The 19,192-nt window shown below is 42.6% G+C and carries 20 protein-coding genes and 1 riboswitch; of the genes, 10 read left to right on the forward strand and 10 right to left on the reverse strand.

The genetic code is table 11. The features are described 5' to 3' along the window. Nucleotides 1–39: 39 nt before the first annotated feature. From ACRCA4_RS01115 to ACRCA4_RS01125, 3 genes are all read right to left on the reverse strand, one after another. Complete coding sequence (locus tag ACRCA4_RS01115; RefSeq protein WP_433184388.1) at nucleotides 40–1,026, reverse strand: nucleotidyl transferase AbiEii/AbiGii toxin family protein; 987 nt, start codon at nucleotides 1,024–1,026, stop codon at nucleotides 40–42. Next, nucleotides 1,013–1,417, reverse strand: a complete 405-nt coding sequence (locus ACRCA4_RS01120) for a DUF6088 family protein (protein WP_433182947.1) — start codon at nucleotides 1,415–1,417, stop codon at nucleotides 1,013–1,015. Before ACRCA4_RS01120 ends, ACRCA4_RS01115 begins: the two co-directional genes overlap by 14 nt. Before the next feature lie 352 nt (nucleotides 1,418–1,769). Beyond that, a complete protein-coding gene (locus tag ACRCA4_RS01125; protein ID WP_433182950.1) occupies nucleotides 1,770–2,618 on the reverse strand; it encodes a YicC/YloC family endoribonuclease in 849 nt (282 codons plus the stop codon). Nucleotides 2,619–2,755: 137 nt separating this feature from the next. Here ACRCA4_RS01125 and rph point away from each other — a divergent pair, with 137 nt between their 5' ends. Continuing rightward, entirely contained in the window at nucleotides 2,756–3,469 is a 714-nt protein-coding gene (gene rph, locus ACRCA4_RS01130) for a ribonuclease PH (protein ID WP_433182953.1), read from the forward strand. 41 nt (nucleotides 3,470–3,510) lie between these two features. After that, complete coding sequence (pyrE, locus tag ACRCA4_RS01135) at nucleotides 3,511–4,158, forward strand: orotate phosphoribosyltransferase (protein WP_433182955.1); 648 nt, start codon at nucleotides 3,511–3,513, stop codon at nucleotides 4,156–4,158. Nucleotides 4,159–4,534: 376 nt separating this feature from the next. Here the strand turns inward: pyrE and slmA are convergent, their stop codons facing one another. The 3 genes from slmA to coaBC form a co-directional block, all read right to left on the reverse strand. Beyond that, nucleotides 4,535–5,131: a nucleoid occlusion factor SlmA gene (gene slmA, locus ACRCA4_RS01140; protein ID WP_433182958.1), complete on the reverse strand. Its 597-nt coding sequence runs from the start codon at nucleotides 5,129–5,131 to the stop codon at nucleotides 4,535–4,537. Between the two features lie 173 nt (nucleotides 5,132–5,304). Next, nucleotides 5,305–5,763, reverse strand: a complete 459-nt coding sequence (dut, locus tag ACRCA4_RS01145) for a dUTP diphosphatase (RefSeq protein WP_433182960.1) — start codon at nucleotides 5,761–5,763, stop codon at nucleotides 5,305–5,307. Between the two features lie 60 nt (nucleotides 5,764–5,823). Beyond that, complete coding sequence (gene coaBC, locus ACRCA4_RS01150) at nucleotides 5,824–7,056, reverse strand: bifunctional phosphopantothenoylcysteine decarboxylase/phosphopantothenate--cysteine ligase CoaBC (protein WP_433182963.1); 1,233 nt, start codon at nucleotides 7,054–7,056, stop codon at nucleotides 5,824–5,826. A gap of 81 nt (nucleotides 7,057–7,137) precedes the next feature. On the opposite strand from coaBC, the gene radC reads away from it, so the two are divergent. The 5 genes from radC (at nucleotide 7,138) to mutM (ending at nucleotide 9,785) form a co-directional block, all read left to right on the forward strand. Further along, on the forward strand, nucleotides 7,138–7,812 hold the full coding sequence (radC, locus tag ACRCA4_RS01155; protein ID WP_433182966.1) for a RadC family protein: 675 nt from the start codon (nucleotides 7,138–7,140) through the stop codon (nucleotides 7,810–7,812). Nucleotides 7,813–7,977: 165 nt separating this feature from the next. Next, entirely contained in the window at nucleotides 7,978–8,214 is a 237-nt protein-coding gene (gene rpmB, locus ACRCA4_RS01160; protein ID WP_433182968.1) for a 50S ribosomal protein L28, read from the forward strand. A gap of 11 nt (nucleotides 8,215–8,225) precedes the next feature. Then, nucleotides 8,226–8,381, forward strand: coding sequence for a 50S ribosomal protein L33 (gene rpmG, locus ACRCA4_RS01165; RefSeq protein ID WP_008219722.1), 156 nt, complete (start codon nucleotides 8,226–8,228; stop codon nucleotides 8,379–8,381). A gap of 103 nt (nucleotides 8,382–8,484) precedes the next feature. Continuing rightward, entirely contained in the window at nucleotides 8,485–8,955 is a 471-nt protein-coding gene (locus tag ACRCA4_RS01170; protein WP_433182974.1) for a hypothetical protein, read from the forward strand. 20 nt (nucleotides 8,956–8,975) lie between these two features. After that, complete coding sequence (gene mutM / locus ACRCA4_RS01175) at nucleotides 8,976–9,785, forward strand: bifunctional DNA-formamidopyrimidine glycosylase/DNA-(apurinic or apyrimidinic site) lyase (RefSeq protein ID WP_433182977.1); 810 nt, start codon at nucleotides 8,976–8,978, stop codon at nucleotides 9,783–9,785. Nucleotides 9,786–9,817: 32 nt separating this feature from the next. Here mutM and ACRCA4_RS01180 read toward each other — a convergent pair whose 3' ends face one another. The 3 genes from ACRCA4_RS01180 to ACRCA4_RS01190 all read right to left on the reverse strand — a co-directional run bounded on the left by ACRCA4_RS01180 (nucleotide 9,818) and on the right by ACRCA4_RS01190 (nucleotide 13,207). Continuing rightward, complete coding sequence (locus tag ACRCA4_RS01180) at nucleotides 9,818–11,437, reverse strand: BamA/TamA family outer membrane protein (protein ID WP_433182980.1); 1,620 nt, start codon at nucleotides 11,435–11,437, stop codon at nucleotides 9,818–9,820. Between the two features lie 134 nt (nucleotides 11,438–11,571). After that, entirely contained in the window at nucleotides 11,572–12,381 is an 810-nt protein-coding gene (locus tag ACRCA4_RS01185) for a mechanosensitive ion channel family protein (protein WP_433182983.1), read from the reverse strand. Nucleotides 12,382–12,391: 10 nt separating this feature from the next. Next, nucleotides 12,392–13,207, reverse strand: a complete 816-nt coding sequence (locus ACRCA4_RS01190) for a hypothetical protein (protein ID WP_433182986.1) — start codon at nucleotides 13,205–13,207, stop codon at nucleotides 12,392–12,394. Between the two features lie 295 nt (nucleotides 13,208–13,502). On the opposite strand from ACRCA4_RS01190, the gene mgtE reads away from it, so the two are divergent. Further along, complete coding sequence (mgtE, locus tag ACRCA4_RS01195; RefSeq protein WP_433182988.1) at nucleotides 13,503–14,846, forward strand: magnesium transporter; 1,344 nt, start codon at nucleotides 13,503–13,505, stop codon at nucleotides 14,844–14,846. Here the strand turns inward: mgtE and ACRCA4_RS01200 are convergent. Next, entirely contained in the window at nucleotides 14,841–15,728 is an 888-nt protein-coding gene (locus ACRCA4_RS01200) for a cation diffusion facilitator family transporter (protein WP_433182991.1), read from the reverse strand. The genes mgtE and ACRCA4_RS01200 overlap by 6 nt on opposite strands. Before the next feature lie 238 nt (nucleotides 15,729–15,966). Between ACRCA4_RS01200 and ACRCA4_RS01205 the strand changes: the two genes are divergently transcribed. Both ACRCA4_RS01205 and ACRCA4_RS01210 read left to right on the forward strand, forming a co-directional pair. Beyond that, nucleotides 15,967–16,887 (forward strand): porin, encoded by a 921-nt coding sequence (locus tag ACRCA4_RS01205; RefSeq protein ID WP_433182993.1) that lies wholly within the window; start codon nucleotides 15,967–15,969, stop codon nucleotides 16,885–16,887. Between the two features lie 57 nt (nucleotides 16,888–16,944). Beyond that, a riboswitch (TPP riboswitch) is annotated at nucleotides 16,945–17,041 on the forward strand. Nucleotides 17,042–17,081: 40 nt separating this feature from the next. Continuing rightward, a complete protein-coding gene (locus ACRCA4_RS01210; protein ID WP_433182996.1) occupies nucleotides 17,082–19,181 on the forward strand; it encodes a TonB-dependent receptor in 2,100 nt (699 codons plus the stop codon). The last annotated feature ends 11 nt before the right edge of the window (nucleotides 19,182–19,192 follow it).

Genomic DNA, 19,192 nt, shown 5'->3' on the forward strand with positions numbered 1-19,192 from the left:
TGATTTTACCTATCACTTTTTGTTCGCTTTAAATGCTCATTAACTGCTTATATTCGAAAGCGGGTCATCAAATTGTTGCTCTGCATAATCTAATACGTCATTCGATAACTTTACAAAAACCGCCAACGCGTCTTGCCATATAACGGGATTGGCAGCATATACCATGGGGCTAACATAACTGTTATAACGCTCAGAGAATATTGGATCATCTAATAAAAGTTGTAACCCAAAGCGCAGTTCGTTAAATGGTGACTGGACCATCTGTGAATGTTGATTACCATATCGCTGAACATCAGTTTTGATAGCTCTGGCTACTAGTGAGCCAAGTTGTGCGATATTAGAAGGCTGGGCAAGCTGAATATGGTAAGTATCGTAGACATGTCGTATCAAAGTTTCGTCATCATCACGTTCGCTGTTGCGTGCCACACTAGCCGTTCTACGCATCATTGACAGCAGTTTTTCTGCTTGAGTTTCAATAATTGCAGCGCAGGGCAATTTTTTAATCTCAACATCACTTTTTAGCATTTGCGCAAAAATAGACTGTACACTCCGTGACTCTGCTGCGCTTAATAAAGCAGATTCGATGAATTCCAGCTTGATAAATGGGCGTAAGCAGGGTGCTTGTTGGTACTCTTGTGGATAGCGGATGTCGAAGCTAAAGTATCTATATTCGTCTAGTACAGTAGCTGCTTTTTCAATTGAAAAAATTATACTCTTTGCAATTACTGACTCAACTAGCTGCTTTGCTTCCTTACGTGCGTTTCTCTTTGCACTTCTTGAGGCAAGCATAGAGAAGGCCGGCTTTGGGACTAGTTTTAAGTCAACGTCTTCTGACATGCGATACGTTTTAATAGCCGACTTTGCCAAAGCTGTTCCGCCAGAAAATACGATTTGATGATATTCAAGTTCAAGTGCGGATATATGCTGCAGCAACTGTACAACGTAATAGTCTTTTTCCACAATAGCCGGGTTACCAAGGCCTAAAGCATCAGCAATATCGACAAAGAGTGTGCTATCGAACTTCATTGACACGCTGTTTCCCTATTACGATTTTACGGGTAAAGCGTGAACTCTTAGGAGTAATTTTAACGTTTGCTGGAATTTGAGTGCTTTCGCCCGACAGGTTTTTAAGGGACAAGTCATCAAGCTTATAATCAACGCCTAACCTGTCCATGGCTTCAATAATCACACCATCGTTGCCCGCAGGATTATCAGGCATTAACTGGCCAGTGATACGATTAACTCTAGCGCGCACATAGAGCCCGTAACCAATTTTTAGCAGTAAACCTTTTTGTATCATGTTTCTGAGGCCTCGGCCTACCTGATCATAATCAGCGATATCAGCAAAATCAGAACGCAGGAAAACAGAACGCTTAGAGCGCTTCACTCTGGTTTGTAGTCTGTCTTGTATCGTCATCTGATACCTCCTGCAAATAATGCTTATAGCATATGCAAAAATACGACATTTATCAAGTGCAAAAATACGACATTTAAATGTCAATTTACTCAATGTCAATAATGCTTTGGCGAAGAATGAAATTCAGTTGAATTTGCCTGATTGTGTTAGTTAACAACCCAAACCTAATTGCATTTACTGAGGTGATTAGCCATGCTATTCACCTCACTGAATGAGTAGATTAGCTAATATATTCTCTTCAACACGGTAAGTCTGTCGACTACCAGCCAGCATTTGGCCCAGTTGGTTGAAATGGGGGGCCAATAGCAGGTACCTGATTGAACCTGCTATTTTAATCAGTGGCAGTGTAACGTTATTCCACGTTTTGGATCTGCTCTCGCATTTGCTCTATTAGCACTTTAAGCTCTACTGCTGCATTGGTGATTTCTGTGCTGATGGCTTTGGATGATAGCGTATTGGCTTCGCGGTTGAATTCTTGCATCATAAAGTCTAGGCGTCGGCCACAGGCGCCGCCTTTTTTTAGGATGTGTTGGGTTTCTTTAATGTGGGCGTCTAGGCGGTCTAGCTCTTCTGCTACGTCTGATTTAGAGGCAATAAAGGCCATTTCTTGCTCTAGGCGGCTTTGGTCGAGTTCGGCTTTAATTTCGGTTAAGCGGTTTACAATGCGATCACGTTGCCATTGCATGGCTTGCGGTAGGTGGCTGCGAACAAAAGATACTTGTTCTGTAATGCCGGTTAAGCGTTGCGTAATCATTTGTTCTATGGCGTCGCCTTCGCGGCCACGGCCGGCTAAGAAGTCTTGCAAGGCGGCATCAAAACCAGCGAGTAGTTCTTTTTGAATGGCATCGATGTCGTCATTCGGTGTTTCCATTACGCCTGGCCAGCGCATAATGTCGGCGATATTAAGCTGGGCTTGTGGTGCTTTGGCTAGTAATAATTGCGCTTGCTGTAGCAGTTGCTCGGCAAAGCTATGATTAATGTTAAGCTCGCCGGCGGCTTGGTTTGCATGAAAGCGAAGGTTTACTTCTACTTTACCGCGATTCAATTTAGCCCGTAGTTTGTCACGTAATAGGTTTTCTAAGCCTCGAAATTGCTCTGGTAGGCGAAAATAGGTTTCTAAATAACGCTGGTTAACTGAGCGAATTTCCCATTGGGCGCTGCCCCAGTTAGCGTTGGTTTCGTGGCGGGCGAAAGCGGTCATGCTATGGATCATAATTTAGTACTCTGGCTACAAATAATGCCTGAGTATACCTTAGCTTAATCGATTTTGGCGAATTGATAGCCCTCGCCGCGGTTAGCCTTTATAATAAGCGCTAAATTAATTATAGGAGTGCAGCTATGCGTCCAAGTGGCAGAACCGCCAGTCAGATCCGTCCCCTTACTTTTACTCGCCAGTTTACGGCTCATGCTGAGGGCTCAGTATTAGTTGAATTTGGTAATACTAAAGTGATTTGTACCGCTAGTGTTGTTGAAGGTGTACCACGCTTTATGAAAGGCCAAGGTAAAGGTTGGGTTACAGCTGAATATGGCATGTTACCACGTGCGACTCATACCCGTAATGACCGTGAAGCAGCACGCGGTAAACAAGGTGGGCGTACTATGGAAATTCAGCGCTTAATAGGCCGAGCTTTACGGGCAGCGGTGAATTTAAAGTTATTAGGTGAAAACACTATCACTATTGACTGTGATGTAATTCAAGCCGATGGCGGTACTCGTACTGCTTCTATTACCGGCGCTTGTGTTGCTTTAGTGGATGCGCTTAATTTTATGCGCGCTAAAGGCACCATTAAAACTAATCCATTAAACTTTATGGTAGCAGCGGTTTCTGTTGGTATTTATAAAGGTACGGCCGTTGCAGATTTAGATTATGCAGAAGATTCTAATGCTGATACTGATATGAATATTGTTATGACCGAAACCGGTAAGGTAATTGAAATTCAAGGTACGGCTGAAGAGGCGCCATTTAGCTTTGAAGAAATGCAACAAATGTTCGACTTAGGCAAGCATGCTATTCGCGAAATTTGTGATGAGCAAAAACGTGCTTTAGCATAAAGCCATTTTGTTGAACGCTAATTTAAATAGGTATTTATTGCATGAAACAGTTTCAACGTGACTTTATTGAATTTGCCTTAGCGCGTCAGGTGTTAAAATTTGGCAGCTTTACCTTAAAGTCGGGCCGCACTAGCCCGTACTTTTTTAATGCAGGTTTATTTAATACAGGTAGTGATTTAGCTAAATTAGGTCGCTTTTATGCCGCTGCATTAGATGATGCAGGTTTAGAGTTCGATGTGCTATTTGGCCCTGCTTATAAAGGTATTCCTATAGCCACGACAACAGCTGTAGCGCTGGCGGATCACTATAATCGTGATGTGCCTTATTGCTTTAATCGCAAAGAAGCTAAAGCCCATGGTGAAGGGGGCAATTTAGTTGGCTCTCCTTTAGCTGGGCGCATTATGTTGGTGGATGATGTGATTACTGCAGGTACAGCTATTCGTGAGTCTATGCAGCTTATTCAAGCCCAAGGCGCAAGTTTAACTGGCGTATTAATTGCGTTAGATAGACAAGAACGCGGTAAGGGTGAGTTGTCGGCTATTCAAGAAGTGGAACGTGACTTTGCCACTAAAGTTATTTCAATTATTAGCTTACCAGATTTAATTAACTACTTAGCTGATAAGCCAGAAATGGCTGAGCATTTAGACGCAGTTAAAGCCTACCGCGCCGAATATGGTGTTGAAGCTTAGATTGGTATCTAAGTAGTGACTAGCTTGCTTTGCAAGCAGTAACAAGTTCGCACGCGAACGGTCACTGTTGCCAAAGGCAACTAGTCACTCTTGTTTTTACACGGTAACAAGTTCGCACAGCGAACGGTCACTAGCGCTTACAGCGCGGTCACTGTTGCCGAAGGCAACTAGTCACTCTTGTTTTTACAGCGGTAACTAGTTCGCACAGCGAACGGTCACTAGCGCTTACAGCGCGGTCACTGTTGCCGAAGGCAACTAGTCACTATTATTATTTACACTCAACACTCAACACTCAACACTCAACACTCAACACTCAACACTCAACACTCAACACTCAACACTCAACACTCAACACTCACCACTCAACACTCACCACTCAAGCTTGCTCAAACAGGCTCTGTTGCATCAACTGCCACTGTGCTGGCCAGTGTTGAGTAGGTAGGCGTTTAAAGCCTGAGCGAACAAATTGGTTTAATTTGCCTTCTACTGTGGCTAATAGCAGGTTAGCTAATTCGCCTTCATCAATAGTAAAGCTTTTGCCTTCACGCAGTTTACGTTCGCGTAAGCACTGCTTTAATTGAGTTTCTAGCTTTTCAAATAAAGTCGCTACGCGCTCTTGTAAGCGTTCCTGTTCACCTTGTAGTGCATCGCCAGTAAGAATGCGGCAAATGCCTGGGTTACGTTCGGCAAAGACTAAAATAAGCTGTAGCAGTAACTCGGTGCGAGTCGCGGTGTCTTTGTGTTCATCTAAGATGCCATTGATCCGCGATAATAAGGTATCTTCAATAAATTCAATTAAGCCTTCAAACATTCGCGCTTTACTGGGAAAGTGACGATATAAAGCGGCTTCGGATACACCTACTTTAGCCGCGAGAGCCGCGGTGGTGATCCTTTGGCCATTATTGCTTTGTAACATAGCGGCTAAGGCCTGCAAAATGTCTTCTTTACGATTACTACGACGTGGTGCTGGCATTGATTATCCTGTTAAAATCTAAAATAGGGTTCTGTGCAGGCATCTACAGCAGAAAATGCTTATTTCACCGCCTGCAAGGAGCACATCCCTGTGTCCTTTCCGGCTACGCGGCATCCATGCCGCTGCGAAATAAGTACATCTGCTTCCGATGCTTGTTAGATTCTATATATTTACTAAGCTTTGCCTGAATGGCCAAAACCACCTTCGCCGCGCTGGGTTTGCTCAAAGCTGTCTACCAGATTAAATTCAGCTTGCACTACCGGCATAAACACCAGCTGGGCAATGCGATCACCTGGCTCAATGCTGAAACTGTTTTGGCCACGGTTCCACATCGACACCATTAAGGGGCCTTGATAGTCTGAATCAATTAAACCGACTAAGTTACCTAGCACTATGCCGTGTTTATGGCCAAGGCCAGAGCGAGGTAAAATAGTGGCACATAAATTAGCATCGCCAATGTAAATAGATAAACCAGTTGGTATTAACTTGGTTTCACCTGGCGCTAATTCTAAGCGAGTGTCAATGCAAGCGCGTAAGTCTAAACCGGCTGAGCCAGGGGTGGCGTAAGCAGGTAAAGGAAACTCATTTCCAATTCTTGGATCAAGAATTTTTAAATCAATGGCTTTTTTCATTTAAGGCTTAACTCTATGTTGTTTTCTATATAAGTTGTTGGTTAAGTATCAGTACTACGTTTAAGCTTTAGTTTGCAACGTAAACTGCTGTAACACATGATGCAAAATTTGCTGGGCTAATGCCGTTTTACTTTGCGCGGGCAGGGCTTGCTCGCCTTGAGGCCAAATAAGGGTGACGGCATTTTGGTCGCTATTAAAACCTTGCTCAGGATCTGACACATCATTAGCGCAAATCATATCGAGCTTTTTAGAGGCTAATTTACCTCTGGCATAATCTAGCAAGTTGTGGGTTTCTGCAGCAAAGCCAACAGTAAAGGGCCGCTGTTGGCTTAAGCTTGCTACACTGGCAATAATGTCTGGGTTTTTAACTAGTTGTAGGTTTAAGTCGTCGTTGCCAGTTTTCTTCAACTTTTGCTCTGCCACTTTAGCCATTCGATAATCCGCTACTGCAGCACAGCCTATAAACACTTGGCTGTTTTGGGCGGCAGCTATTGCTGCTTGGTGCATTTGCTCGGCACTTATAACGTCAATGCGTTTAACTCCAGCTGGCGTGGCTAAAGATACTGGACCGGCAATTAGTGTGACAGTAGCGCCTTGCTGTGCTGCTATTGCAGCTAAGGCAAAGCCCATTTTACCCGAGCTATGGTTAGAAATATAACGCACCGGATCGATCGCTTCGCGGGTTGGGCCCGCGGTAATGGTTAGTGAGATACCTTGCCAGTGTTGCTGGTAAGCCGGCTTTGCAGCCATAAATTGCTCAATGGCGGCAACAATGTTTAGTGGCTCTTCCATACGGCCTAAACCAACATCACCACAGGCTTGCTCACCTGAGGCTGGACCAATGATGTGAAAATTATGTTCTTTTAATGTTGCTATATTTTTTCTAGTAGCTATGTTTTTATACATCTGCTGATTCATTGCTGGGGCAACAAATACGTTTGCGGTAGTGGCCAATACGCAGGTTGTTAGCAAGTCATCGGCCATGCCTTGGGCCAGTTTAGCAATAACATTTGCTGTAGCTGGGGCAATAATAAAGATATCGGCCCATTTTGCTAGCTCTATATGGCCCATAGCGGCTTCAGCGCTAGGGTCTAATAAGCTTGTGCTAACCGGATTACCCGACACCGCCTGCATGGTTAGAGGCGTAATAAATTGTTGAGCAGAGTCGGTAAGAATAACTCGCACCTCTGCGCCTCGCTCGGCTAAACGCCGAGTTAAATCAGCACTCTTATAAGCGGCGATACCGCCACTGACGGCGAGTAAAATACGTTTGTTTGCCAAAGTCTGTTGCATATTAGGCTTACCAAGACCAAAAAAACTGGGGCTAAGATAGCATGAAAAGCAGATTTCGGCATCAATTCAGGGAGGATTCAGATGAGTATTCGTCATTGGCCAGCAACAGAGCGGCCTCGGGAAAAATTGTTACAACAAGGTGCTGCTGCACTTTCAGATGCCGAGCTATTGGCCATTTTTTTACGCACCGGCATAGCCGGTATTGATGCAGTAACCTTAGCGCGGCAGTTATTAACACAATTTGGTAGCTTAAAAAATTTATTATCGGCTAACCAACAACAATTCTGTACAGGTAAAGGCTTAGGTGCAGCTAAGTATGTTCAGCTACAAGCCGTACTAGAACTTAGTAAGCGATATTTAGAGCAAGAAATTCAAAGAGATACGGTTTTTACTGATCCTGCTACAGTAAAGCGGTATTTGCAGCACACTATTAGTAATAAGCTACGAGAAGAGTTTTTATTGTTATATTTAGACAGTCAACACCGTCTAATTAAGACCGAATCGCTATTTAGTGGCACAATAGACGCCTCTCCGGTGTATCCGCGTATTGTAGTTCAGCATGCATTAGCGCATAATGCGGCCGCTGTTATTCTGGCGCATAACCATCCATCGGGTGTTGCTGAGCCTAGTCGAGCGGATCGAAGCATTACCGAACGACTAGTTCAGGCATTAATGCTGGTAGATATCAAGGTATTAGATCATTTTGTGGTTGGCGACACTGATGTCATCTCCTTCGCTGAACGAGGCTGGTTATAATACTTGGCTGGTGCTTATGCGTAAAACCTAGTGCTAGAGTGAAGAATTAGCTTGAATAGCGAGCTTAATTCGTGTATAAATTGCGCCCTCTTTGTTTTGAGGTAACCTTCTTGGCCAGAAGGGTGACGACAGCTCGAGCTGATGTAATTTTGGAGAACAATTGACATGTCTAAAGTGTGCCAAGTAACTGGTAAGGGACCTATGGTTGGTAACAACCGCTCTCACGCCAAAAACGCTACTAAGCGCCGTTTCCTGCCTAACCTACAAACTCACCGTTTTTGGGTTGAAAGCGAAAACCGTTTTGTTACATTACGTACTTCTACCCGTGGTATGCGCATCATCGATAAGAAAGGTATCGATGCAGTCTTAGTTGACGTGCGTGCTAACGGTCATAAGGTGTAAGGAATTAAATAATGCGCGATAAAATCCGTTTAGTTTCTTCTGCTGGTACTGGTTTCTTCTATACAACTACGAAGAACAAACGTACTATGCCAGAAAAGATGGAAATCAAAAAATTCGATCCTAAAGTGCGTAAGCACGTGATTTTCAAAGAAGCGAAAATCAAGTAATCGAAAATAAAACCCGACGTAAGTCGGGTTTTTGCTTTTTAACACCCGCCTAAGTTACTATGCCGCTGCAACTAACCATGTGGATTTGCAGACAGGTAGCAATATGATCAAACTCTCTCGCCGTAATTGGAATAACGTACTTATTTTTGTAGTACTTATTTTAATGTTCTTTTTATATGGCATTCCCCAGCGTTTATTACAGTCTGAGCCTGAGCACTCTAGGTTAGTGCCCGAACAAAGCCAGTTATTAATGGTAAGTTTTGGCCAGCACCGTTTAACTCAAGCGGGCAGCCAGTGGCGTATTCAGCCAGCGGTAACCAGTAATAACACAGCTATTGATGCGACTAAGTTAGCTCTCGCTTGGCAGCACACGTTATTAGTCGCTGCAGACAGTCAGTCATTACAAACAAAGGTGCCAATCGCCCAAGCTAGTGTGCAGCTTGTTGGCCAATTTGAACCTATGATTTGGCTTTTATATCCAACAGAGCAAGGCTATTTATTGCAACAAGCCGGTGCAACACAACTGTTTGCATTAAGCGCCGAGCAAGCTAGCCAGTTATTTTTATTACCCTAGCTATTTATGAGAGCTGTTTTATGCCAGAGTTGCCAGAAGTTGAAGTATCCCGTCAGGGAATTAGCCCTTATTTACAAGGACAAACCTTAATTAAGGTTGTGGCCAGACAACGACAGCTGCGCTGGTGGATCCCTGATCAAGTTGTTGAGCAAAAGCAGCAACCGATATTGTCTGTTACACGTAGGGCTAAGTATTTATTAATTGAATTAGCTAAAGGCGACATTATTGTCCACTTAGGAATGTCGGGTCATTTAAAGGTTTTACCTGCTAGTACTCCGGCTATAAAGCATGATCATATCGACTTTGTTTTATCGGGCGATAAAATTTTACGCTTAAACGACACCCGTCGATTTGGCGCAGTGCTATGGCAAGATCGCGGCCAAGTGCACCCTTTGCTAGCATCGCTTGGCCCTGAGCCTTTAAGCGATAACTTTAATGCGGTTTATTTAAGTCAAGCCTTGGCTAAAAGACGTAGTGCGGTTAAGCAAGTGCTAATGGATAACCAAGTGGTAGTGGGGGTAGGTAATATTTATGCTAATGAAGCATTATTTACTGCGGGTATTTTGCCAACTAAAGCGGCAAATCAAGTAACAGTCGCGCAGATTGAACGTTTAGTTAAGCAGATTAAATTAATTCTAGCCGCGGCAATTAAGCAAGGCGGCACAACATTGAAAGACTTTAGTGCCGTCGATGGCAAACCAGGTTATTTTGCGCAGAAATTGCTGGTGTATGGTCGGGGTGGTCAACATTGTTTTAATTGTCAGTCGGTTTTAAGCGATATTAAAATTGGTCAGCGTCGCACGGTGTTTTGCCCTAACTGCCAGCAATAATCAGCAATAAGTGGTGGTTGGGGAGTGTGTAGCTAAAAACTACGGCTTGCCATTAGCCTAAATTCAACACCATTTAGGTTTTCGTTATCAGTGAGCGCTTTGGTAATATCGATATGGATCATAGCGCCACGGCTAGAGTGACTAGATAACAAACGTAAACCGCCACCAACCCCGACTAACGTTGAGCTGCTAGTGTTAGTCACTTGAGGCTGCTTGTCTGCCCAGACTTTACCTACATCTAAATAGCTAACAAAGGCGACATCCAGTAACTGCCATAAAGACCAATCAGTATAACGGCGGTATTCAACCGTATTGATGATACGAGCTTTGCCGCTGCGAAAATATTCAGGGTAGGCACGCATATTTTCTTCACCGCCAATATACAGTGGCTCATCTCGGAATAAGTTATTGCCTTTATCAATATGCAGTTTGGTTACTAAGCTGCTGTAATCGGTTAGGTGTTTCACTAATTGCCAATGACTAGTAAAAAGAAATTGCTGCTGCTCAAACTGACGCTGGAGCCATGAAGTTTCAGATAGCAACCAAACATCGCTCGCGAGTTGCCAGTTTTTCTGGCCTGAAATTTTCCAGAACAAGGCGTTGTTATCAGCACCTAAGCCTTTATTATATTGACCTAGCAAAACATTAAGTTGCCAGCCAAAGTTAAAGTCTTCGGTGCGATTAAAAGAATTGATGTTATATAATTTACGGTAATCGGCAACAATATATTCATACTCCAGCCAAAAACCGGATAAGTTTCTATCTGCAGGTAAAGGTAAGTAGGTGCCTTGCTCGGCGAAGTCAAAATTAAAATCATTTAACTCTAGTGCTAATTTCAAGCGATGGATGTTATTGCCTGCTATTGGTAACTTATAGCCAAATTTGACATCAAATAGATTGTTTTGGCGCTGAAAACGGTTCACTTCTTCGCCGGCTTCGTATTCGCTAACTTCTTCTGAGTCGCGCTGTAAGTTGAAAAGCAAAGACCAAGGTGAAGAGAGGCGATAAAATGGTCGGTCTAATTGCAGTTGATAGTTTGCACCATCAGAGTTATCGAAATAGCGTAATGAGCCATTCCAGAAGCTGCCAAACATATTAGGTGAGTTAAAAGCAAAACCATAACCGGTGCGTTCTGTTTCATGTTTGTATTCAATACTTAGTTTGTTACCACTGCCCAGTAAGTTGTCTTCTTCAAAGCCTAAAGCGCTTTTACTGCGGCCACCTTCACTAGAAAAATCGACTGTGGGTAATAAAGACCAGTTATCCCAAGTTTCAACCGCAACAATAACGCTATTGTCGTTAGCGCAATAATGACTAATTCGAACTTTAGCCTCTCGTAAGTAGCTACGACTACGTAGCAAACGTTCAGTTTCAGCGAGCTCTTTTTCGTTTAATGGGCCACCTATTGCAAATAAAACATCGTCTGCAAGCACTGATTCGCGAGTAATAGTATGGGTATAGTTAGCAAACTCATGCAGCCAAAAGGTATTTTTATTATTTAAGTCAAAAACGTTATTAGGATGGTAACTAATGTCTTTAATGCGGATAGTAGAGGAGTCGACTAAAAAGCGATTTTCTGCCACCGGTTGGCAGTCAGCCAATGCAAAGCTGCTAACAACAGATCCCAATATCAGGCAAAGTGCAACCCGCATAATAACTCCCTATAAGACTTCCTAACTAATATAATGCCGCTTTATGAAGCTAACATTAACCCTCTTATTTATCACTACCTTGTGGCTTTGGCCATAATTCTATTTATATCATGGCCCAAGCCCATGTACAGTGATTATTGTTTTTCGTTAGCCTGAGTTAAAATAACACTGCGTTGCGGGAAAGGAATTTCTATATCAGCGGCATCAAAGGCCACTTTTATATCTTCTTGCAAGGTGTTGCGTAACTCACGAAAGTTCTCACGTTTGGCCCAAACTGAAAATTGAATATCCAATGATGATTCACCAAAACCTAAAAACATAAAAATAGGCGCTGGTTCATCTAAGCTTAACGGGTTGTTATCGGCAATCTTTAATAATAAGGCCTTAACTTGGCTTATATTCTCTTTGTAGGCGACGCCTAACTTAAGATCAAAGCGGCGAATAGGAAACCGAGTTAGGTTAGTCACTTCGCTTTTAATAAGGCTTTCATTAGGGATACGAACAAAAAGGTTATCAAAGGTACGTAACTTCACCGATAACAAGTCGATAGATAACACTTCACCGGTTGTGCCGCCTACTTTAATAGTGTCACCTAATTGAAAAGGTTTTTCGCCAATTAGAAATAAGCCGCTAATAATATTTGAAGCTGAGGTTTGAGAAGCAAAACCTAAGGCAACAGATAAAACCCCTGCCGCACCTAAGATAACACTTAGCGAAAAGCCCATCTGGTTTAATGCAGAGGCAATAAATAAGGCTAATACTAACCAATAGATTAAGCGTTTAAATAGCACGATATGATGCTGAGAAAAGTTACCTTTAAACAATTTCTCAACGGCTCTAGCACCTAAAGTGGCAATTAAAAAACCGAGTAAAATAGAGAGAATAGCTAAAACAACATTACGAAATTGTTCGTGTTGTAGCCAAGTTAAAATTGAATCAGACATTGTTGCCTCGTTAATCAGAAAGCATATTGGTAAAGGCGCGAATTAAGCTATGTTTTTCAGCTGCATTTCGCGGCGGACTAAGTAAAGTAGCTGATTGCGGCTTACTGGTTGCTAATTTGCCAATTTTAAAACTGGCTAAGCTTTGTAGGCTCTTATGCTGAATAGTTAAACTGTCGGTCCATAAGCTGCCATCTAGATCACCGAATAAAGTTAAAAAAGGTACCGGAATACTAATTTTATCAATAGCCAACATTTGCTCTGACTGATTATGAATATGCACCGGTGTAATAGCTCGATAAGGCCGCAGCTTTAAGTCGGCTTTACTGTGTCGAGCATGGGTTTTATCAGCGTAACATAATTCGCCTACTTGAGTTGAAGGGCCAAACCAGGTGTCAGATAAACGCTGCACAGCAATATCGGTAAGGGTAAGCTCCGTTTTTAAATTAACGCTAGGCGCTAAGCTGACACGAATGCACACAGGTGAACTAATATAAAAGGTGGCCTGTTCACCGGCAGGAATACGAACTGGCTGTAGGGTTTTTACCACAACCGGCCGGTCTAATAGCTGCGGTACTAAGCGACAGATATCAGGGCTTTTGGCAAACATAAAGCGCTGAGGCTGCAAATGGCCTGGGATCATTTCAACATGATGCTGTTGTACGGCTAATTTTTCGTCGTCAATGCCGGCTAAAGTTTCAGTAGCAATAAGCCACTGTTTGGCTTGGCGTTGAATAAACATCTGTAAATTACCTATACGAAAGCCTTTGCATTCATTATTGGCAAAGGTTGTTGGTTGCCACCAAAGTGAGCTAGAGGTTGATGTCACGGTCTTAGTTGCTCCAAAAAATACGTATTATGGCTATCTTAGCAAGAAGCCAGTTAACTTAGCATGGTTAAGTGCGTATATTCAGTTGTTATTCAAGACTATACTTTATAAAATAGCCACAATTATTGGAATGTTAACTCTTCCTGATTAAACCATCGGAGCATTAAAATTTTATGGACGTACCGGGTAGCAGGCGAAGCCTGATAATCGACTTTGCCATTAATATGAATTCTGCTGAGTAAGCCTGCCTCATCGCATCCATAGCCTTATTCAGCCTGTCCTGTAAGAGGTTGCTATGGAACTACCTGTGTTAATTAACACCCTTCGTGCTGCATTAGAAACAGATACTGTACACTTAACGCGTGAACAGCTAGAAGACATTCATCCCGCCGACTATGCCAGCGCTATTGTTGAATTTCCAATAAATGATTTATGGACGCTATTAAGCGTACTGCCACGCGCCGAGCAAGCTAAAGTGTTTGGCTATTTACCGGCAGAAGTACAAGTAGAATTGTCGATTAGAATTAGCCGCCGCCGACTGTCACCTATTATTCGGCAAATGTCGTCTGATGAGCGAGCAGATTTATTTAATCGGTTAAGTGAAGAACAACGTGAAACCTTATTACCCGCTTTAGCCTTAGCAGAGCGTGAAGATTTATTGCACTTATCTTCACACGAAGAAGGTACCGCTGGTGCCATAATGACATCTGATTACGCTATGCTAGCAGCCGAAATTACCGTAGCCCAAGCGATGGACGTGTTGCGCAGAGAAGCGCCAGATAAAGAAACAATTTACTCGGCCTATGTAGTCGATCACGATCGGCACCTTATTGGTGTGGTGTCATTACGAGATTTAATTTTAGCGCCTGTGACTATGCGTATTGATGAACTAATGAACCATGTGCCCATTTTTGCCAGTGTAGATACCTTGCAAGAAGAAGTGGCGGCATTAATCTCTAAATATGACTTACTCGCGCTACCTATTATTAATAAAAATAACCAAATGGTCGGGATTGTTACCTACGATGATGCTATGGACGTAGTAGCAGAAGAGGCGACAGAAGACTTCCATAAAACCGCGACCATTGGTAAGTTAGAAATCAGTGTTAAAGATGCGGGTATTCTGCTGCTGTATCGTAAGCGGGTATTTTGGCTGGTTATTTTAGTCTTTGGCAATATTTTCTCTGGGGCAGGTATTGCCTTTTATGAAAGCACGATATCTGAACATATCGCTTTATTATTCTTTTTACCGCTGTTAATCGGCAGTAGTGGTAATGCTGGGGCGCAGTCGGGGACCTTGATGGTAAGGGCATTGGCTACCGGTGAGATTAAACTGCGTGACTGGGGCGCTTTACTGGGCAAAGAGTGTCTAGTTGCTGGCTTACTTGGTTTTACTATGGCAGCGGCTGTAGTGGGTTTAGGCTGGTGGCGAGGCGGTTATGATATTGCAATGGTAGTTTCAATAACCATGATGCTGGTTGTATTAGCAGGTAGTTTAATTGGTTTATCATTACCTTTTTTACTCAGTAAATTTAAACTAGACCCAGCAACAGCAAGCGGCCCATTAATTACCTCTATTGCCGACGTAGCCGGTGTCGTATTGTATTTCTCTATCGCCACTTGGTATTTAGGGTTATAACGTTGTCTGATCTATAGGGCCATGCGCATTGTGTGGCTCTATATGCACCGCTAATTCTATTCCTATTGCTTGTAACGCTTGTTCGGCTTCATCTGCTACTTGGTGAGCGCGTTGTACTGTCCACTCTTTAGGCACCTGCATATCGGCCTGGGCAAACTGTAAGGTGGCGGCAGCGCGGGTTCTTAAGTTAATAAAAAAGACGTTATGACAGCTAAATTGGCTAAGAACTTGCTCTATTTCTGCAATACGCTTATCTGATAAGGCTTGGTCCATAAGGCCATTGCTGGCTTTATATAAAATTTGCCAGCCTTCATGCAAAATATGCAAGGCAACGCCAATGGCAACAACAGGATCTAACCAAGTATAGCCTGTTAGCATGGCTAAACTCACGCCTACTACAACGCCTACCGTCGTCCAGACGTCGGTCATTAAATGCTTGCCATCGCCCTCTAAAGCCGGTGAGTTATGCACCTTGCCGCCACGCAATAGCAATAAGCCGACCACTAAATTTAATAAGCTGGCTAAGACAATAAGCACTGTGCCTATACCCAAATCTGCAATAGGTTGGGGGTTAATTAACCGCTCGATGGCCGTTACCGCAATGGCTAAAGCCGCGAGCAATATCATGCCGCCTTCAAAAGCAGCAGATAAATATTCAGCTTTGCTATGGCCATATGGGTGATTATTATCAGCAGGACGCTGGGCTAATGTCACCATAAATAAAGCGAAACCCGCGCCAGCAACATTAACTAATGATTCTACTGCATCGGATAAAAAACCTACTGAATCAGTTAAATACCAAGCAACACCTTTTAAGGCCATAGTGGCAAAGGCGGCTACTAATGATAAAAGCAATAATTGGCGAGGCGATAAATTAAGCATAGATGGCCGTGATTATTTAACCGATATTTATAGTCTAAATTAGCCTAAGGTGTATGTTATAGCTAGGGCTAAACCTGATGGTTGATATTTCTGGCAAAATTTCTGCTGTATGGCTAGGTTTTAACAATCTTTGTCATACAAGTGTCATATAATAGTTATAAAGTTTCTTCCAGATTTTACTAGTTACAGCTAGGCAGTCTGCTTAGCGTATTTATTACGACCAATATAGGTATTACATATGACCACAAAAAAAACCTTAGCTAGTTGTATTGCTAGTTTGCTTTCAGTTGCCACATTCAGCGGTGTTGCTCAAGCAGAGCCACTAGCGTTTTATGGCAAGGTAGATGTGTCGCTGCAAGCAAGTGACGAAGGTGAAGGCCGCTTTACAGAATTAAAAAGTAACGCGTCACGGTTTGGTGTCAAAGGTGATTATGCTTTAGAGGATGGCTTAAGCATTGTTTATAAACTGGAATGGCAAGTGGATGTTTCTGATGAGAGCAGCGAGAAAAATTTTAAATCTCGTAATCAGTATATTGGCTTAAAAGGCAACTTCGGTGAACTAAGATTAGGCCGTCATGATACCGCTTTAAAGGTATCACAAGGCAAGACAGACTTATTTAATGATTACGAAGCGGATGTTAAGCATTTATGGAAGGGCGAAAACCGCGTTAATGATTCTATTAGCTATTTAACGCCTAGTTTTTCTGGTTTTGGTGCTCAAATAACCTATATCGTTGCAGATTCAGCGGATGCTGATGATGCGTTTTCTGTTGCTGTTCACTATGGTGACCAAGCATTAAAAGAAAGTAATTTTTATACGGCCTTAGCTTATGATAGCGAAGTAAAAGGTTACGATATTATTCGTGCTACAGCTCAATTTAAATTAGCTGATTTGACAATTAATACAATGTATCAGAACCAAGAAGAGCTAGAAACGCAATTAGATAAAAACGGATATTTACTGGGTGCAGCTTATCCTTGGCAGAAGATGACCTTTAAAGCTCAGTATCAAGTTATGGGTGATGATAATGGCGCTAGCTTAGGTGTGGATTATAAACTGGGTAAAAATAGTAAGGTCTATGCTTGGTATTCAAGTTTTGACTTTGACCAAACAGAAAATACTGACTATCTTGCAGTAGGTATTTCGCATAAATTTTAAGCTTATCTAATCTAGCTGCAACGGATTGCAGTTAGATTAAAAAGTCTATACACTTGCCGCGCAACCAAGGGGTGCAATTGCTGAGATGCCAAGAGGCGAACCCTAAGAACCTGATCCGGATCATACCGGCGGAGGGATGGTGCTGACTCCTCATGCTGGTATGGTCTCTCTCTTTATGGAGATCTATACAAAAAATGCGCTTAATACCTAGTTTACTCACCTTAACACTGACTATTCCTGCAGTATCTATTGCTAATGAAACTCATTCTGATACCACAGCGTCGCTAGAACGAATAGAAGTGCAAGGTGACTTTCGTCGTCATTCAGTGCAACAAATCTCTGGTAGCGTAGCTGTAATTTCGGATGAAGATGCTAAGCGCACTTCTGCTCAACACTTAGATGACTTACTACATCAATTTGCCAATATTAACTTTACCGCTGGCGCATCGCGCGGACGCTACTTACAAGTACGTGGCGTGGGCGAGCGAAGTGAATATGTTGATACCATTAATCCCTCTGTAGGCATTTTAATAGATGGTATCGATTATTCAGGTATGGGTATTACCGGTATTCATGATTTAGCACAATTAGAATTATTTCGTGGCCCTGAAGCAACGCGATTTGGTGCTAATGCCTTAGCGGGTATGTTGAACTTAACGACTAAGGGCCCGACAGACATAGCCGAAGGTAAATTTAGCGCCACTATAGCTGATTATAATAGCTACCAAGTTGCAGGACTTTACAGTAACGCCATTAATAATCAGCTTGGTTACAGTATTTCATTAGAACAGCAGTCTTCTGACGGTTTTATGAAAAATGCCTATTTAAACCGTGAAGATACTAATAATATTGACGAATTTACTGGTCGTTTTAAATTGCGCATGCAAGCAACTGATCACTTAATGCTGCAATTAGTCAGTCATTTTGTTGATCAAGACAATGGCTTCGACGCTTTCTCGCTAGATCAAAACCGCACTACGTTATCTGATAATCCGGGCCAAGATATTATTCGTAGTAAAGCTTTAGCATTACAAGCTGAATATACTGGTGTTAAATACTTTACCGCTTTTGGTCAAGTTAGTTGGTTAACCTCAGATAGTGATTACGGTTTTGATGAAGACTGGAGCTATGAAGGGATACATCCTGACGAATACGCCACTACAGATCGTTATTTACGTGATCGTGAGCAAGTAAGTGTTGACTATCGATTAGTGTCAACGCCAGCAGGTAAATTAGGTAATAGCGATTGGGTATTTGGCATTTATGCTACTAATAAAAACTTTCGTTTAACTCGCGAGTTTTGGGATTGGGATTTATGGCAACCCGCACAGTTTTCAAATCAGCTAAAACGTAAAAATATGGCTGCTTATGGTGAAATAACGACACCATTAAATGATGTTTGGAGTATGGTTTCGGGTTTACGTATCGAGCGCTATGACGATGAATATGCTGATACCAGTGCTAATGATATTCGTAACCACGATACGATGTGGGGCGCTAAGGTTAGTTTTAATTATCAGGTAAACCAACAAGCGTTAATTTATTTATTAGCATCTCGCGGTTATAAAGTAGGCGGTGTAAATGGTGATGCCTTAGCTAAAGCTAGTGGCGGCAATTTACCTGAATTAAACAGCAAAGCGAGTTTTGCCCCTGAAACCTTATATAACGCAGAATTTGGCGTTAAAGGCAGTGCGTTAGACCAAAGCATTATTGCTCGTGTAGCAGCATTTTATATGTGGCGTAAAGATATGCAGGTTAAAGGCTGGTTAAACCCAGATAGCGGCCCGCAATTCGCAGGTTTTATTGATAATGCCGGTAGTGGCCGTAACTACGGTATTGAAGTAGAAAACCGGCTACAGCTGCATTCACAGCTGGCGCTTTTTGTTAGCGCCAGTTGGTTAAAAACCAAACTAGGTGATTACACTACTTTAGCAGGTGATTTATTTACCGGTCGCGAGCAAGCACAGTCGCCGCGGTTTCAGTATAGTGTGGCAGCAGATTGGTATATTTCTGAACCACTTACTTTCAATATTAGCCTGCAAGGCAAAGACAGCTACTTCTATTCTGACGGCCATAATGCGCGTTCTTCTCGTTATGAGTTAGTTAATTTACGTTTAAGTTATCAGCTACCGCACTGGAATATTGCGTTGTGGAGCCGTAATGCGCTAGATAAAGATATTGGCGTTCGAGGTTTTTACTTTGGTAATGATCCGCGAGACGGCTACGAGCCACACACTTATGAGCAGTTTGCCGAACCTCGCCGTGTTGGTGTTACTGCCAGTTATCAATTTTAATAGGGGCTAAA

It is taken from the genome of Rheinheimera sp. WS51, assembly GCF_050936095.1.
GTDB lineage: Bacteria > Pseudomonadota > Gammaproteobacteria > Enterobacterales > Alteromonadaceae > Alishewanella.

Excerpts from the sequence above, each read along its gene's own strand:
- pyrE (WP_433182955.1), top strand. The coding sequence starts at position 3,511 with ATGAAACAGTTTCAACGTGACTTTATTGAATTTGCCTTAGCGCGTCAG.
- ACRCA4_RS01210 (WP_433182996.1), top strand. The coding sequence starts at position 17,082 with ATGCGCTTAATACCTAGTTTACTCACCTTAACACTGACTATTCCTGCA.
- ACRCA4_RS01120 (WP_433182947.1), bottom strand. The coding sequence starts at position 1,417 with ATGACGATACAAGACAGACTACAAACCAGAGTGAAGCGCTCTAAGCGT.
- rph (WP_433182953.1), top strand. The coding sequence starts at position 2,756 with ATGCGTCCAAGTGGCAGAACCGCCAGTCAGATCCGTCCCCTTACTTTT.
- ACRCA4_RS01200 (WP_433182991.1), bottom strand. The coding sequence starts at position 15,728 with ATGCTTAATTTATCGCCTCGCCAATTATTGCTTTTATCATTAGTAGCC.
- mgtE (WP_433182988.1), top strand. The coding sequence starts at position 13,503 with ATGGAACTACCTGTGTTAATTAACACCCTTCGTGCTGCATTAGAAACA.
- coaBC (WP_433182963.1), bottom strand. The coding sequence starts at position 7,056 with ATGCAACAGACTTTGGCAAACAAACGTATTTTACTCGCCGTCAGTGGC.
- ACRCA4_RS01125 (WP_433182950.1), bottom strand. The coding sequence starts at position 2,618 with ATGACCGCTTTCGCCCGCCACGAAACCAACGCTAACTGGGGCAGCGCC.
- mutM (WP_433182977.1), top strand. The coding sequence starts at position 8,976 with ATGCCAGAGTTGCCAGAAGTTGAAGTATCCCGTCAGGGAATTAGCCCT.
- ACRCA4_RS01185 (WP_433182983.1), bottom strand. The coding sequence starts at position 12,381 with ATGTCTGATTCAATTTTAACTTGGCTACAACACGAACAATTTCGTAAT.
- ACRCA4_RS01205 (WP_433182993.1), top strand. The coding sequence starts at position 15,967 with ATGACCACAAAAAAAACCTTAGCTAGTTGTATTGCTAGTTTGCTTTCA.
- rpmG (WP_008219722.1), top strand. The coding sequence starts at position 8,226 with ATGCGCGATAAAATCCGTTTAGTTTCTTCTGCTGGTACTGGTTTCTTC.
- rpmB (WP_433182968.1), top strand. The coding sequence starts at position 7,978 with ATGTCTAAAGTGTGCCAAGTAACTGGTAAGGGACCTATGGTTGGTAAC.
- ACRCA4_RS01115 (WP_433184388.1), bottom strand. The coding sequence starts at position 1,026 with ATGAAGTTCGATAGCACACTCTTTGTCGATATTGCTGATGCTTTAGGC.
- slmA (WP_433182958.1), bottom strand. The coding sequence starts at position 5,131 with ATGCCAGCACCACGTCGTAGTAATCGTAAAGAAGACATTTTGCAGGCC.
- ACRCA4_RS01170 (WP_433182974.1), top strand. The coding sequence starts at position 8,485 with ATGATCAAACTCTCTCGCCGTAATTGGAATAACGTACTTATTTTTGTA.
- ACRCA4_RS01180 (WP_433182980.1), bottom strand. The coding sequence starts at position 11,437 with ATGCGGGTTGCACTTTGCCTGATATTGGGATCTGTTGTTAGCAGCTTT.
- radC (WP_433182966.1), top strand. The coding sequence starts at position 7,138 with ATGAGTATTCGTCATTGGCCAGCAACAGAGCGGCCTCGGGAAAAATTG.
- dut (WP_433182960.1), bottom strand. The coding sequence starts at position 5,763 with ATGAAAAAAGCCATTGATTTAAAAATTCTTGATCCAAGAATTGGAAAT.